Genomic DNA, 14,778 nt, shown 5'->3' with positions numbered 1-14,778 from the left:
ACTTCCACACGCGCCCCGCGCGCCATTGCCACCATGACGCGAGTCCTCCTTGCCGCGTGCCTCCTCCTGGCTTCGCAGGGCGCCTGGCCGCAGACTGAGTCCTCTGAGCCAGTGCGGCGCACCCGGCAGCCTGTGCAGCGCGATGCGGCACAGACCCCCGTGCCCGCACCCCCCGCAGCAAGCACCTTCACCCCGTTTGTGGATGCCCATGTGCACCTCAATAGCCTGCCGATGCAACTGGAGTTGATGGCACGCTGGGGTGCCAGCCATGCGGTGGTGTTCTGGGGTGGGCGCAGCAGCAATGAATCGGTGGCCGAGGCCGCGCGCCAGCACCCCGGCGTGTTGATCCCGTTTGCGTCGATATCGCCCGAACGCACGGCGTACCGCCCGCACTGGGAGCAGCACAGCGACGAACTGCTGAAACAGCTGGATGCCATGCTCGCGACCGGCCTCTACAAAGGCATTGGCGAGATCTCGGTGGCGCATTTTCCATCCGCCGGTTTCGCCGAGACGGACTTCGGTGTGACCGGCCCGATGATGACCGGCATCCTGGAACTGGCCCGCAAGCACAAGGTGCCGGTGATGGTGCATGTGGAAAACACGCGCATGGCAGAGCTTTCGCAACTGCTGCAGCGTTTCCGCGATGTCTCGGTGATCTGGGCGCACGGCGGGTACACGCCGCTGTTCCTGGCGCGGCGCATGCTGGAGCAGCACCCCAATCTTTACTATGAGCTGAGTGCGCGCACCTGGCCGCACCATCCCCGCTCGCCGGACTACACCATCCTGCGCGACGGGGTACGCGTCTGGCCCGAGTGGCTTGAGCTCATCGAGCAGAAACCCGGGCGCTTTCTGGTGGGCACCGATGCCAGCCACCGCTCTGCGTTCAGCGACGACATGAAGTACGCCAGCGTGCAGGGGTTTCTGGCCCAGCTGTCGCCGGCCGCGCGCCAGCAGGTGGCGCGCGACACGCTGATGCGGCTCGTGGGCCTTGGCCCCTGAGAGCCGTTCAATGGGCGAACGAGCGCCGCCCGGCTTTCAAGAGGATGGGTTTGGCGTGTGTTTGGGGACGGGGCGGGGGCGCCCATGGTCGTCGATGGCCACATACGTCAATCGTGCCTCGGTCACCTTCACATACCGGCCCTGGTCGGTAAACCGTTCGGCATATACCTCCACCTCCACGGTGACCGAGGTATTGCCCACCCGTGTGATGGACGAGAAGAACGACAGGATGTCGCCCACGCGCACGGGCTGCTTGAAGATGAATTCGTTGACCGCCACCGTGGCCATGCGGCCCTGGATGTAGCGCGCGGGCAGCACCGAGCCTGCCAAGTCCACCTGCGCCATCACCCAGCCGCCAAAGATGTCGCCATTGCCATTGGTGTCGGCGGGCATGGGGATGACCTTGAGCACCAGCTCCTTGTCGGTGGGTAATGCGGCGGGTGGCGGGCTGAAAACGGCGGACATGGGCACAATCTCGGTTGGGGCTGAGCCAATCCTTGGGGAAACCGGTGGTTTCGCAAGGGGCTTGCGCCCTGCAAAAACCACCTGGGCATCAGCCGGGTCGGTAAAAACAACAACCGGAATTGTCCCCCATGCGCCACCACGGCGAAACTGCCCCCACCGCTCCCAGTGCCACCGCCAGTGGCACGGCCGCCAGCCCTGCGCCGGTCCCGTCCGACTGGGCCACCCTGCACCGGCTTTTGCCCTACCTGTGGCAATACAAGTGGCGCGTGATTGCCGCCATCGTGTTCATGATCGGCGCCAAGTTCGCCAATGTGGGTGTGCCCATCCTGCTCAAGACGCTGGTGGATGCCATGAGCTTCAAGCCCGGCGATCCCGCTGCGCTGCTGGTGGTGCCGGTGGGGTTGCTGGTGGCCTATGGCGGCCTGCGGCTGTCCACCTCGTTTTTTACCGAGTTGCGCGAACTGGTGTTCGCCAAGGCCACGCAGGGCGCGGCGCGCTCGATTGCGCTGCAGACCTTTGAGCACCTGCATGCCCTGAGCCTGCGGTTTCACCTGGAGCGGCAGACCGGCGGCATGACCCGCGACATCGAACGCGGCGTGCGGGGCATCGAGTCGCTGATCTCGTTCACGCTGTTCAATGTGGTGGCCACGCTGGTCGAGGTGGTGCTGGTGCTGTCGGTGCTGGCCATCAAGTTCGACGCCTGGTTTGCGTGGATCACGCTGGCGGCGCTGGCGCTGTACATCACCTTCACGGTGCTGGTGACCGAGTGGCGCACGCAGTTCCGCCGCGAGGCCAACGAATTCGACTCGGCCGCGCACTCCAAGGCCGTGGATTCGCTGCTCAACTACGAAACGGTCAAGTATTTCAACAACGAAGGCTTTGAGGCCCGCCGCTACGACGAAAGCCTGGAGCGCCTGCGCCGCGCGCGGCTCAAGAGCCAGACCACGCTGTCCCTGCTCAACACGGGGCAGCAGCTCATCATTGCTGCCGGGCTGGTGGCCATGCTTTGGCGGGCCACGCAGGGCGTGGTCGATGGCCGCATGACCCTGGGCGACCTCGTCATGGTCAACGCCTTCATGATCCAGCTGTATATCCCGCTCAACTTCCTGGGCGTGATCTACCGCGAGATCAAGCAGAGCCTGACCGACCTGGACAAGATGTTCACGCTCATGGACAAGGAGCGCGAGGTGGCCGATGCGCCTGGGGCCTTGCCCCTGGCCGGGCTGGACCAGCCCACCGTGCGCTTCGAGGACGTGCACTTTGCCTACGACGTGCGCAAGGGCGGCGACCTCCGCAGCGGCCGCCCCATCCTGCAAGGCATCAGCTTCGAGATCCCGGCGGGCAAGACCGTGGCCGTAGTCGGGCCCTCGGGCTCGGGCAAGTCCACGTTGGCGCGGCTGCTGTTCCGCTTCTACGACATCCAGCAGGGCCGCATCACCATTGCGGGGCAGGAGATCCGTGGCGTGACACAGTCGAGCGTGCGCCAGGCCATCGGCATCGTGCCGCAAGACACGGTGCTGTTCAATGACACCGTGGCCTACAACATCGCCTATGGCCGCCCTGGTGCCAGCCAGGCCGAGGTGGAGGCCGCCGCGAAGTCAGCCCGCATCCACGACTTCATTGCCAGCACACCCAAGGGCTACGGCACCATGGTGGGCGAGCGCGGGCTCAAGCTGTCGGGGGGCGAAAAGCAGCGCGTGGCCATTGCGCGCACCTTGCTCAAGAACCCGCCCATCCTGATCTTTGACGAGGCGACCTCGGCGCTCGACTCGGCCAACGAACGCGCCATCCAGGCCGAGCTGCAGAGTGTGGCGCAGAACAAGACCACGCTGGTGATCGCGCACCGCCTGTCCACCGTGGTGGACGCGCATGAAATCTTGGTCATGGATGCTGGCCGCATCATCGAGCGCGGTACGCACGCCCAGCTGCTGGCCCAGCGCGGGCGCTATGCCAGCATGTGGGCATTGCAACAAGAAGCTCCCCTGGATGTGGCTCCCCCTGAGTCGCCTTCGGCGCCTTCCCCCTGAGGGGGACGACGGCCTTTGCTGCGGGGCAGCCCTTGCTGGCCGTCCTCGCCATAGCGCCGCGCCAGTTTTACGGCGTCACTCCGGGACACTTTGGGGGACTGAGATTTCGTTCCTCGCTGCATTCGCTCTTTCAACTTGACCTTCTCATCCCTCCCATGAAACCTGTCCTGCTCGCCCTCATGTTCCTCTCCGAAGAACACTGCGCCCAGCTGTCGCAGTCGTTCGATCTGATCTACACACCCGATGCCCCCCAGGCCGCAGCGGCGATTGCCACACACGGCGAACGCATCACGGCGGTGCTGACCATTGGCTCCACGGGCTTGAGCGTGGCGCAGATCGACGCGCTGCCCCGGTTGTCGCTGATCTGCGCGCTGGGCGCGGGTTACGAGAACATTGCCGTGCAGCACGCCAAGGCGCGTGGCATTGTGGTGGCCAACGGTGCGGGCACCAACGACGACTGCGTGGCCGACCATGCCTGGGGGCTGCTGATTGCTGCGGTGCGTGGCATCCCCAAGCTCGACCAGCTCACGCGGGAGGGTGTGTGGCGCACGGCGCTCCCGCTGCCGCCCAACGTGTCGCACAAACGCCTTGGCGTCATCGGCCTGGGCACCATTGGCAAGAAGATCGCGCAGCGCGCGCTGGGCTTTGAGGTGGAGGTGGGTTACCACAACCGCAGCCCGCGCGCCGATGTGCCGTACACCTACTTTGCCGATGTGACGGCGCTGGCGGCCTGGGCGGATTTTCTGGTGGTGGCCACGCCGGGTGGAGGGGACACGCGGCACCTGGTCAACGCCCAAGTGCTCAACGCCCTCGGCCCGCGTGGCTATGTGGTCAACATCGCGCGCGGCAGCGTGATCGACACCCAGGCGCTGGCGTTGGCGCTGAAGGGCGGACGCATCGCCGGTGCGGGCCTGGATGTGTATGAGAGCGAGCCCGCGCCTCCGGCCGAACTGGTGGCGCTGGACACCGTGGTGCTCACCCCGCACGTGGCCGGCTGGTCGCCCGAAGCCGTGCAGGCGTCGGTAGACCGGTTTGTGGAGAACGCGCGCCGGCACTTTGCGGGCGAGGCGCCGGTCTCACCTCTCTAGAATCTGAGTTTAAATGGCCGTTGGCGCTTGATAGATAAGCGCAGGTAGCTATTAAATCAGGAGTAATCGCGATGTCGCTGGATGTAGATGCCTTGCAGGCGCGGCTGCGTGCTTTTGCGGCAGAGCGGCATTGGGAGCCGTTCCACACGCCCAAGAACCTGTCGATGGCGCTCATGGTGGAGGCGGCAGAGCTGGCCGAAATCTTCCAGTGGATGACACCAGAGCAGTCGCTGGCGGCGCGCAATGACCCGGCGTTCACAGAACCCATTGCCGACGAGGTGGCCGATGTGCTGCTGTACCTGCTGCAGATCGCCGACCACGCGGGCGTGGACCTGGCGCAGGCGGTGGAGAACAAGCTGCGCAAGAATGCCGTCAAGCACCCGGCGCCGCGCGTTGTGGATCCGGCCTTGGACAGTCGTGAAATTTGAGGGTAAAGTGCCTCTGGCGCTTTTCTGATAAGCGCTGATTGCTATCAATAGTGAAGCAGTTGGCTTGAGACAGGCTATCGTCCAACGCACATGAAAAAGCCCCGCCGCAGCGGGGCTTTTTGGGGCTTTGCCGAATCAGCGTTGGGTTTACTGCTTGCGCGCCGCAATCGCCTTCTCGGCCGAGGTCACGAGGTCAGCGCCGATCTGGCCCTTCCACTTGTCGTACACGGGGCGTGTGGCCTTCACAAAAGCGGCGCGCTCGGCAGGGCTCAGCTGGGTCACCGTCACGCCCAAAGCGCCGATGTCCTTGAGCAGCGGCTTGTCGGCCTCGATCACGCCTTTGCGCGCGAGGGCGATTTCTTCCTTGCCGGCGTCGATGGCAGCCTGCTTGACGATCTCGCGGTCGGCGGGGGTCCAGGATGCCCAGATGTCCTTGTTGACGACAAAGATCAGCGGGTCATTCACGTAGCCCCACAGCGTGATGTGTTTTTGCGCCACGCTGTGCAGCTTGGCGGCGGTGAAGATCGACAACGGGTTTTCCTGTCCGTCCACGGCGCCGCTGGCAAATGCGGGCTGTGCATCGGCCCAGCTCATTTGTGTGGGGTTGGCGCCCAGCGCGGTGAAGGTGTCCAGGAACAGGGGCGAGCCCACCACGCGGATCTTCAGGCCCTTCAGGTCTTCGGGGGTCTTGATCGCCTTCTTGGAGTTGGAGATTTCGCGGTAGCCGTTTTCACCCCAGGCCAATGGCACCACACCCGCCTTGTCCAGCGTGGCAAAGATGCTCTTGCCCACGTCGCCCTGCGTCACCGCGTCCACAGCGGCGTAGTCGGGGAACAGGAAGGGCAGGGAGAACAGGTTGAGCTGCTTGACCTGGGGCGACCAGTTGATGGTGGAGCCCACGGCCATGTCGATCACGCCCTGGCGCAGTGCGCTGAACTCGCGCGTCTGGTCGCCCTGGATCAGCGAGACGCCGGGGTACAGCTTGATGTTGATACGGCCGCTGGTGCGCTCGCGGACCTTGTTGGCCCACAGCTCGCCGCCCTTGCCCCAGGGGAACGCAGGGCCCAGCACCAGCGACATGCGGTACTCGCTCTTGTACGCGGTTTGCGCCATGGCGGCGGGTGCGGTGAAGGCCAGCGCTGCGGCAGCAGCCACGGCGGAAGTGAGGAAGGTGCGCAGTTTCATGGTGTCAGTCTCCTTGTAGAAATTAGTCCGTCAGTCAGTCAATCAATCAATATCCGAGTTTGGCAGGCAGCCACAGGGCCAGTTGCGGGAAGGCGATCACGAGCACCATCACCAGGAACATGGCAAACAGCATCCAGCCCACCCAGCGCACGGTCGATTCCATGCGCACGCCGGCAATGCGGCACGAGACCATGAGGTTCACGGCCAGCGGCGGGGTGAACTGGCCCAGCGCCACCTTGAGGGTCAGGATCACGCCGAACCAGACCGGGTCCCACTTGTAGAACTGCATGATGGGCAGCAGCAGTGGCACGAAGATCAGGAAGATCGAGATGCCGTCGAGGAACATGCCCACGGTGATGAGCAGCACGATGAGCAGCGCCAGCACGCCGTATTCACCCAGGCCCGAGTTCACGATGGCGTTGGCCACCGGGTCGATCACGCCCAGCGTGGAGAGCGAATACGCAAAGATGCCCGCAAGCGACACCACCAGCAAAATCACGGCCGACAGTTCACCCGACTCGCGCAGGATGGGGAACAGGTCGCGCACCTTGATCGTGCGGTGGATCACCATGCCCACGAACAGGCCGTAGAACACCGCGACCACGGCGGCTTCCGTCGGCGTGAACCAGCCGGCACGCATGCCGCCCAGGATCAGCACCGGCGCGGCCAGGCCCCAGGTGGCCTCGCGCAGGCTCTTCCAGAACGGCGGGCGGGGCATGGTGGCTTCCAGCGCGCCCATCTTGTGCTTGCGCGCCATCCACACCGCCGGGATGACCAGCGCAATCCCTGCCAGGATGCCCGGGATCATGCCCGCCGCAAACAGCGCGGGCACCGAGGCGCCCGGCACCAGCACCGAGTAGATGATGAAGGCGACGGAGGGCGGGATCAGGATGTCGGTGGCGGCGGCTGCCCCCACCACGCTGGCCGAGAACGAAGGCGGGTAGCCCGCGCGCGACATGGCCGCGATCATCACGCCCCCCACGGCGGCGGCGTTGGCCGGGCCAGAGCCCGAGATGCCCCCAAGAAACATGGCCACCACAATGGCCACCAGCGGCAGCATGCCCGGGCCGCGCCCGACGATGGCCACGGCAAAGTTCACGAGGCGCAGCGCGACGCCCGAGCGGTCGAAGATGGATCCGACCAGCACGAACATCGGGATGGCCAGCAGCGGGTATTTGCCCAGGCCCGCGTAGAAGTTCTGCGGCACGGCCAGCAGGCCGAACCACTGGCTGTCGGCATTGGCCAACGCGATGGCGGCGGCACCGGCCAGCCCCAGCGCGGCACCGATGGGCACGCCCACAAACATCAAGCCCAGGAAGGCCACGAACAACAGGGTGGCGATCATGGCTGGCCGTCCCGGGTGGCTTCTGCGGCCGCTGCTTCGGGCTCAGTGCGTGTGCGGCGAAGCAGCACGCCGACGGCGCGGGCGGCGATCAGCGTAGACAACACTGGCAGCCAGATCGAGTACCACCATTGCGGCACGCCGATGCCGGGCGAGGTCTCGCCAAAGCGGTAGTCGTCCCACACCACGCGCACGCTGAGCACGGCGATCAGCCCGAACAGCACGGCCACGGTGACGGCGCCGAGTTGGGCCAGCCGCTTGCGGCGCAGGGCCGAGCCGCCTTCGGCAAAGTATTCGATGCGGATGTGCTGGTCGCGCGCCACGGCTGCAGAGCCCGCCACCAGGGCCAGAACAATCATCAGGAAGACCGAGATTTCCTCGGTCCAGGCAAAAGACGAGTTGGTGAAATAGCGCACCAGCACGTTGGCAAAGGTGATCAGGGCCAGGGCGGCCATCACGATGACTGTGAGCCAGTCTTCAAGGCGCAGCGAACGGGGCTCGGCCTCGGGGCTTATGGTGTCGGGCGATGCGTCGGCCGAAGGCCCTGGGGGGGGATAGGAGGACATGGGGGCAGGGTGGAAGAGAAAAAACGTGCGCGGGACTTGTGCCAACAAGGATGAATCCGCAGCGGCAGGCAAAGACAGGTAGGTTGCCTGATCGCGCTGTAAGTCGTGATGCGAACACCAGCCGCCCCGCCCGGCGGTGTTGTGCACCGTGGGCGTGGGGCGTGTCACGCCCCGGGCGCAAAAAAAAGCGCGGTAAGCGCTGTGTTCCATTATGCGTTGGTTGCTATGCATGCACACCATTGGTGCGCTCAGGGTGCACTATGAAAACCCTCATATCTTTACGAAGCACGACCGCAGGCGCGCGCGGATAATGCCTGCATGGAAACCAAGTGGCTAGAAGATTTTGTCAGTCTTGCGGAAACACGCAGCTTCAGCCGGTCCGCCCAGTTGCGCCACGTGACACAGCCAGCCTTTTCGCGGCGCATCCAGGCCCTGGAAGCCTGGGCGGGCACCGACCTAGTGGACCGCAGCTCCTACCCCACACGACTCACCCCGGCCGGCAAGACCCTGTACGACCAGGCGCTGGAGGTGCTGCAGGCGCTGCAGAACACGCGCGCCATGCTGCGGGCACACACCAGCGCTGGCAAGGACATGATCGAGTTCGCGGTGCCGCACACCCTGGCGTTCACGTTTTTTCCCGCCTGGGTGTCGAGCCTGCACGACAAGTTCGGCCCGTTCAAAAGCCGGTTGATCGCGCTCAATGTGCACGATGCCGTGATGCGGCTGGTGGAAGGCGGGTGCGACCTGCTGATTGCCTACCACCACCCTTCACAGCCTTTTCAGCTGGATGCTGACCGGTATGAAATGGTCAGCCTGGGGCAGGAAGTCATTTCTCCCTACAGCAAGGCCGACGCAGACGGCCAGCCCTTGCACCGCCTGCCTGGCCGGGCCGGGCAGCCATTGCCCTATCTGGGCTACGCCCCCGGCGCGTACCTGGGCCGCGTGACGGAACTGATCCTGAAGGAATCCGGCACGCCCATCCACCTGGAACGGGTGTACGAGACCGACATGGCCGAAGGCCTGAAGGCCATGGCGCTGGAAGGCCATGGCGTGGCCTTTCTGCCGCACAGTGCCGTGAAGAAAGAACTGCGGTCTCGCCGCCTGGTCAGTGCGGCCCCGGCCGACACCGAAGGCCTGCAGATGACCATGGATGTGCGCGCCTACCGCGAGAAGCCAGCGGGCAAGGAGGCCCCCAAGGGCACGGCCCAGGCCCTGTGGATGTACCTTCAAGCACAGGCAGGGTCATGCTAAGGGTAAATACGGATATAAACACTTTGCATAGTTGCGCGCGCAAACGGCATTGGAATTTCACGGTAACGACACGTACAGTCGGCGCCATCGCTGGGTCGGTTACCGCAGCGTGTGCCGTCTAAGAGCAGGTTCTTAGTCCCCACGGTGGCACGAACATTGCGAATCCGATCCATCCACTCACCGAGACGCCGTATGAAAGTTCAGCATTGGGGAATAGCCTGGGGCCTTGCGGCTGCAAGCTGCGCTTTTGCGGCGTCCGCACACGCCTCGGTGCTGGAGCGCATCAGTGCCGGTGGCAAGCTGGTGATTGCACACCGCGAATCGTCGGTACCTTTCTCGTACATTGATACGCAGTCCGGCAAGCCGGTAGGCTACGCGATGGATCTGTGTTTGCGCCTGGCCGAAGTAGTGCGCAAGAAGACCGGCAAGAAAGACATGGAGGTCGAGTTCCTGGCGGTCACACCCGCCAACCGCATCGCCGTGATCGAGCAGGGCAAGGCCGACATGGAGTGCGGCTCCACCACCAACAACGCCGAGCGGCGGCAGAAGGTGGCCTTCACCATTCCCCATTTCATCACTGGCGCGCGGCTGCTGGTCAAGTCTTCGAGTCCCATCGACCGCGTCGAAGATCTCAATGGCAAAAAGCTGGTGTCCACCAAAGGCACCACCCCACTGAAAGCGGCGGACCAGGCCAACCGGGAGCGCCTGATGGGGATCTCCATCGTGGAGGCGGCCGACCACGCCAAGGCGGTCGATATGGTCGAGAAGGGCGAGGCCGATGCCTTTGTGATGGACGATGTGCTGCTGTATGGCCTGGCGGCCGGGCGGCCGGACCCCAAGGCGCTCAAGGTGGTGGGCCGCTTCATGACCACCGAGCCGCTGGCCATCATGCTGCCCAAGAACGATCCTGAGTTCAAGAAGCTGATTGACGAAGAGATGCGCCGCCTGATTACCAGCCGGGACATCTATCCGATCTATGACAAATGGTTCCAAAAACCCATCCCGCCGAACAACACGGTACTGAACCTCCCGGTCAGCTACTTGTTGCGCGACTTCTGGAAATACCCTACCGACCAAGTCCCGTTCTGACTAATATCCCGGTCGAGGTTTCTGTTTTTGGAGAACACGGCCTGTTGGCGCTGCCAGCACGGGCGAATCTCTAGAATCCCCCCCTTTTTAGCTTCACACACAAGGAGATACCAATGAAGAAGCATTTGCTCGCGGTTGCCGTGACCGCCCTGGCTGCAGGTAGCGCTTTCGCTCAAGCCACCGATACCCTGGCCAAGATCAAGGCCTCGGGTACCGTGACGCTGGGCGTTCGCGAATCTTCCGGTCTTTCCTACACCCTGGGCAACGGCAAGTTTGTGGGCTTCCACACCGAAATGGGCGAAATCGTCCTGGCCGACGTTCAGAAGCAACTGGGCCTGCCCAAGCTGGAAGTCAAGTACCAGCCCGTCACCTCGCAAAACCGTATTCCCCTGGTGACCAACGGTACTGTGGACCTGGAGTGTGGCTCCACCACCAACAACGCAGCCCGCCAGAAGGACGTGGCCTTTGCCGTGACCACCTACGTGGAAGAAGTGCGTATGGTCGTCAAGGCCAACTCGGGCATCACGTCGATCAAGGACCTGAACGGCAAGACCATCGCGACCACCACGGGCACCACTTCGGTGCAGACCCTGCGCAAGCACGAACGCGCTGGTGGCATCGATTTCAAGGAAGTGATGGGCAAGGACCACGCTGACAGCTTCCTGATGCTGGAAACCGGCCGCGCGGAAGCTTTCGTGATGGATGGCTCGATCCTGGCGGCCAACATCTCCAAGTCCAAGAATCCTGCCGACTACAAGATCGTGGGCGAAGTGCTGAACGTGGAACCCATCGCCTGCATGCTGCGCAAGGACGACCCAGCTTTCAAGAAGGCTGTGGACGACTCCATCAAGCGCCAGATCGCAGACGGTTCGCTGGCCAAGCTGTACGACAAGTGGTTCATGCAACCCGTGCCACCGACCAACACCAAAATTGGTCTGCCGATGTCTGACGCTACCAAGGCCGCGTGGGCATCGCCTAACGACAAGCCTATGGAAGACTACGCAAAGAAGTAATTTTCTGAACGCTTGTGCCCCTTCGGCCAAACGGTTTGAAGGGGCTTTTTTGTTGGGCTCGCAAAGGGTTGCGCCCAACGCAACACCAAGAATTTAAGGGGTGCTCCTATGAGTTGGGATTGGCAGGTGTTCTGCCAGGACACCATGGACAGGGAAGTCGTGCAAAGCTGCTTTGGCAAGGGCGGCGATATCACCTACCTGGACTGGATGCTGTCGGCCTGGGGCTGGACGGTGTCTGTTTCGCTGCTGGCCCTGGTGCTGGCTCTTGTGCTGGGTTCTCTGATCGGGACACTGCGGACCTTGCAGGACCGACCGATGATCGTGCGCCTGGGCAATGCCTGGGTGGAGCTGTTCCGCAATATTCCGTTGCTGGTGCAGATTTTTCTGTGGTACCACGTCCTGCCCAGCTTCTTTCCGGTTTTGAGGGGCGTTCCGGGCTTTGCGCTGGTGGTGCTGGCTTTGGGCTTCTTCACGTCGGCGCGGATTGCCGAGCAGGTGCGCTCAGGCATTCAGGCGTTGCCGCGGGGACAGCGGTATGCCGGTTTGGCGGTGGGTTTCACCACGTTCCAGACCTACCGCTATGTGCTGCTGCCCATGGCATTTCGCATCATCATTCCGCCGCTGACCAGCGAGACGATGAACATCTTCAAGAATTCGTCGGTGGCGTTTGCCGTGTCGGTGGCAGAACTCACGATGTTCGCCATGCAGGCACAGGAAGAAACCTCGCGCGGTATCGAGGTCTACCTGGCGGTGACGAGCCTCTACATCATCTCGGCATTTGCGATCAACCGCATCATGGCCTTCATCGAGAAGCGCGCACGCATCCCCGGAATGGTCGTTTCTGGCGCGGCAGGAGGGGGGCATTGATATGAATCTCGACTTTTCCTTCTACAACTGGGACCTGATTTCCAACTTCGTGCTCAAGGGGTTGTATTTCAGCCTGTTGCTCACGTTCATCGCCACCATCGGTGGTGTGGTCTTCGGCACGGTGCTGGCGCTCATGCGTCTGTCGGGCAAGAAGTGGCTGGATGTTCCTGCCACCATCTACGTCAACGGCATGCGCAGCATTCCGCTGGTCATGGTGATCCTGTGGTTCTTCCTGCTGGTGCCGGCCATCATCGGTCGCCCTATCGGTGCGGAAGTCTCGGCCATCATCACCTTCATCGCATTTGAAGCGGCCTACTTCAGCGAGATCATGCGTGCCGGTATCCAGTCCATTCCGCGTGGCCAGGTGTATGCGGGCCAGGCGCTGGGCATGACGTATGGCCAGAACATGAAGCTCGTGGTGCTGCCCCAAGCGTTCCGCAACATGCTGCCGGTGCTGCTCACGCAGACCATCATCCTGTTCCAGGACACATCGCTGGTGTATGCCATCGGTGCCTACGACATGCTCAAGGGCTTTGAAGTGGCGGGCAAGAACTTCGGCCGCCCCATCGAGGCTTACCTGGCTGCAGCCGTGCTGTACTTTGTGATGTGCTACGCGCTGTCCTGGGCGGTCAAGCGTCTGCACCAGAAGATCGCGATCATTCGCTGATGCAAAAGAGATTGGATTGAGGAAAAAGAAATGATCGAACTCAAGAACGTATCCAAATGGTATGGCCCGGTGCAGGTGCTCAACGAGTGCTCTGCCACCATCCAAAAGGGTGAAGTGGTGGTGGTGTGCGGCCCGTCGGGCTCGGGCAAGTCCACGCTGATCAAGACCATCAACGCGCTCGAACCCTTCCAGAAGGGCGAGATCACGGTGGACGGTATTGCGCTGCACGACCCCAAGACCGATCTGCCCAAGCTGCGCAGCCGCGTGGGCATGGTGTTTCAGCACTTTGAGCTGTTCCCCCACCTGTCGGTCACGGACAACCTGACCATTGCGCAGATCAAGGTGCTGGGCCGCAGCGCGGACGACGCCAAGAAGCGTGGCCTCAAGATGCTTGAACGCGTGGGCCTGATGGCGCACAAGGACAAGTTTCCGGGCCAGCTCTCCGGCGGCCAGCAGCAGCGCGTGGCCATTGCCCGTGCGCTGTCGATGGACCCCATTGTGATGCTGTTCGACGAACCTACGTCCGCGCTCGACCCCGAAATGGTCGGCGAAGTGCTGGACGTGATGGTGGGCCTGGCCAACGAAGGCATGACCATGATGTGCGTGACCCACGAAATGGGCTTTGCCCGCAAGGTCAGCAACCGCGTGATCTTCATGGACGTGGGCGGCAAGATCCTGGAAGACTGCTCCAAGGACGACTTCTTCAACAACCCCGATGCACGCCAGCCGCGTACCAAGGACTTTCTCAACAAGATCCTGCAGCACTGAGCTGCACCCGCATCGCAGCCTCCTGCAAGGGCGATGCGATGGCCGGTACAAAACACAAAAGGCGCCTCGGGCGCCTTTTGTGTTTTGGTGCGGGCGGCGGAAGGTGGGGGTGAGGGCCTTCTATTCCGGGGGGGGGGCTGCGCGTGTTGATCGGCAATATCCTGTGCTACCTTGGCAGGTGCTGCCATCAACCTCTGTCCCGATGAACCCTGCTCTCCCGATGGCCCATCCCATGGCCGGTGGCTCCGATGCCTGCGTGCCCTGGGTGGCGTGGCTGTGCCTGCGCCTGGCCATGGCCTTGTTGCCTGGCGTGGTGGCAGCCCAGGCGGGCAAGCCTGCCGTGGCAACCAGCCCTGTACTCCCGCCGACGGTGATGGCCTGCGGACTGGCCTTCGAACTTCCCGTGCAGTACCGCATCACCAGACCGCGCCGCACCGAAGGATCGGGCGGGATGGGCGTGTGCGCTTTTGATGTGGTGCCCGCCATCAACCCGCCGAAGGTGCTGGAGTGCAAGAACAAGGACGAGGGGGGTTCGCCACCTTATAACGTCTGCGACTGGACCCTGAGTGGCGTGACGGACTGGCCCACCGTGCAGGTGGCGCGCACCCGCATCGAGGTCGATCATCAGCCGATGGAGCCTTTCCAGTTTGAGGGTGGGGTCTGGCTGTTGCCCAAAGTAGGTGCGGAGGCCTTGGCGCGCACCAGGTTCTTTGGCAAGCGGGCCTATTTGGGCGAGGCGGTTGCAGGCAGCACCTGGTACCGCACCCGCATCAAGAAGTACGAGTCCATCCATGCAGGGGTCGGGAGCGTGGACGCTGTGCTCATGCAGCTCACACCTCAATTGGCGGTGGTGCTGGTGAGCCCGCCCACGGACAGCTCGGAAGGTGGTTTAGAGGCGTGCCGCATTTTCTGCGGGAGTCTGCGCGCCGCCGGGCGCCCCGCTGACGAGCCTTCCTCCAAAGGTGCGGTATCCGCCCAGGGGGCCGCGCGGGGAAGCCCCCGGCCGAACTCGAATTGACAGGA

The 14,778-nt window shown here is 63.3% G+C and carries 15 protein-coding genes; 11 read left to right on the top strand and 4 right to left on the bottom strand.

All coding sequences use genetic code 11. The features are described from left to right. Positions 1–159 precede the first annotated feature (159 nt). Positions 160–999 carry an amidohydrolase family protein gene (locus IB243_RS14985; RefSeq protein WP_370540344.1) on the top strand — a complete coding sequence of 280 codons (840 nt, stop codon included), beginning with the start codon at positions 160–162 and terminating at the stop codon, positions 997–999. 36 nt (positions 1,000–1,035) lie between these two features. Here IB243_RS14985 and IB243_RS14980 read toward each other — a convergent pair whose 3' ends face one another. Further along, positions 1,036–1,464 carry an acyl-CoA thioesterase gene (locus tag IB243_RS14980; protein WP_010462475.1) on the bottom strand — a complete coding sequence of 143 codons (429 nt, stop codon included), beginning with the start codon at positions 1,462–1,464 and terminating at the stop codon, positions 1,036–1,038. A 128-nt stretch (positions 1,465–1,592) separates the two neighbouring features. Between IB243_RS14980 and IB243_RS14975 the strand changes: the two genes are divergently transcribed. The 3 genes from IB243_RS14975 (at position 1,593) to IB243_RS14965 (ending at position 5,007) form a co-directional block, all read left to right on the top strand. Continuing rightward, positions 1,593–3,491, top strand: a complete 1,899-nt coding sequence (locus tag IB243_RS14975; RefSeq protein ID WP_192427978.1) for an ABC transporter ATP-binding protein/permease — start codon at positions 1,593–1,595, stop codon at positions 3,489–3,491. A gap of 155 nt (positions 3,492–3,646) precedes the next feature. After that, the gene (locus IB243_RS14970; protein ID WP_192427976.1) at positions 3,647–4,579 is read left to right on the top strand and encodes a 2-hydroxyacid dehydrogenase; all 933 of its coding nucleotides are present in this window, start codon (positions 3,647–3,649) and stop codon (positions 4,577–4,579) included. Positions 4,580–4,650: 71 nt separating this feature from the next. Next, positions 4,651–5,007 (top strand): nucleotide pyrophosphohydrolase, encoded by a 357-nt coding sequence (locus IB243_RS14965; protein ID WP_010462468.1) that lies wholly within the window; start codon positions 4,651–4,653, stop codon positions 5,005–5,007. A 147-nt stretch (positions 5,008–5,154) separates the two neighbouring features. Here the strand turns inward: IB243_RS14965 and IB243_RS14960 are convergent, their stop codons facing one another. The 3 genes from IB243_RS14960 to IB243_RS14950 are packed head-to-tail and all read right to left on the bottom strand — an operon-like array spanning position 5,155 to position 8,100. Further along, positions 5,155–6,192: a DctP family TRAP transporter solute-binding subunit gene (locus tag IB243_RS14960; RefSeq protein WP_010462466.1), complete on the bottom strand. Its 1,038-nt coding sequence runs from the start codon at positions 6,190–6,192 to the stop codon at positions 5,155–5,157. Positions 6,193–6,238: 46 nt separating this feature from the next. Further along, entirely contained in the window at positions 6,239–7,537 is a 1,299-nt protein-coding gene (locus tag IB243_RS14955; protein ID WP_010462464.1) for a TRAP transporter large permease, read from the bottom strand. Beyond that, positions 7,534–8,100: a TRAP transporter small permease gene (locus tag IB243_RS14950; protein WP_192427974.1), complete on the bottom strand. Its 567-nt coding sequence runs from the start codon at positions 8,098–8,100 to the stop codon at positions 7,534–7,536. Before IB243_RS14950 ends, IB243_RS14955 begins: the two co-directional genes overlap by 4 nt. Before the next feature lie 318 nt (positions 8,101–8,418). Here IB243_RS14950 and IB243_RS14945 point away from each other — a divergent pair, with 318 nt between their 5' ends. From IB243_RS14945 to IB243_RS14915, 7 genes are all read left to right on the top strand, one after another. Further along, positions 8,419–9,351: a LysR family transcriptional regulator gene (locus IB243_RS14945; protein ID WP_010462461.1), complete on the top strand. Its 933-nt coding sequence runs from the start codon at positions 8,419–8,421 to the stop codon at positions 9,349–9,351. A gap of 192 nt (positions 9,352–9,543) precedes the next feature. After that, positions 9,544–10,440 carry an amino acid ABC transporter substrate-binding protein gene (locus IB243_RS14940; RefSeq protein ID WP_029413955.1) on the top strand — a complete coding sequence of 299 codons (897 nt, stop codon included), beginning with the start codon at positions 9,544–9,546 and terminating at the stop codon, positions 10,438–10,440. Positions 10,441–10,553: 113 nt separating this feature from the next. Continuing rightward, positions 10,554–11,453, top strand: coding sequence for an amino acid ABC transporter substrate-binding protein (locus IB243_RS14935; protein ID WP_192427972.1), 900 nt, complete (start codon positions 10,554–10,556; stop codon positions 11,451–11,453). A gap of 108 nt (positions 11,454–11,561) precedes the next feature. After that, complete coding sequence (locus IB243_RS14930; protein ID WP_010462453.1) at positions 11,562–12,320, top strand: amino acid ABC transporter permease; 759 nt, start codon at positions 11,562–11,564, stop codon at positions 12,318–12,320. Between the two features lies 1 nt (position 12,321). Beyond that, on the top strand, positions 12,322–12,987 hold the full coding sequence (locus IB243_RS14925) for an amino acid ABC transporter permease (RefSeq protein ID WP_010462450.1): 666 nt from the start codon (positions 12,322–12,324) through the stop codon (positions 12,985–12,987). Between the two features lie 30 nt (positions 12,988–13,017). Then, a complete protein-coding gene (locus IB243_RS14920) occupies positions 13,018–13,755 on the top strand; it encodes an amino acid ABC transporter ATP-binding protein (protein ID WP_010462448.1) in 738 nt (245 codons plus the stop codon). A 202-nt stretch (positions 13,756–13,957) separates the two neighbouring features. After that, a complete protein-coding gene (locus IB243_RS14915) occupies positions 13,958–14,773 on the top strand; it encodes a hypothetical protein (protein WP_192427970.1) in 816 nt (271 codons plus the stop codon). Positions 14,774–14,778 lie beyond the last annotated feature (5 nt).

This window comes from Acidovorax sp. ACV01 (assembly GCF_014851495.1).
Taxonomy (GTDB): domain Bacteria; phylum Pseudomonadota; class Gammaproteobacteria; order Burkholderiales; family Burkholderiaceae_C; genus Acidovorax; species Acidovorax radicis.
This window is presented reverse-complemented; position numbering and strand designations above follow the sequence as displayed.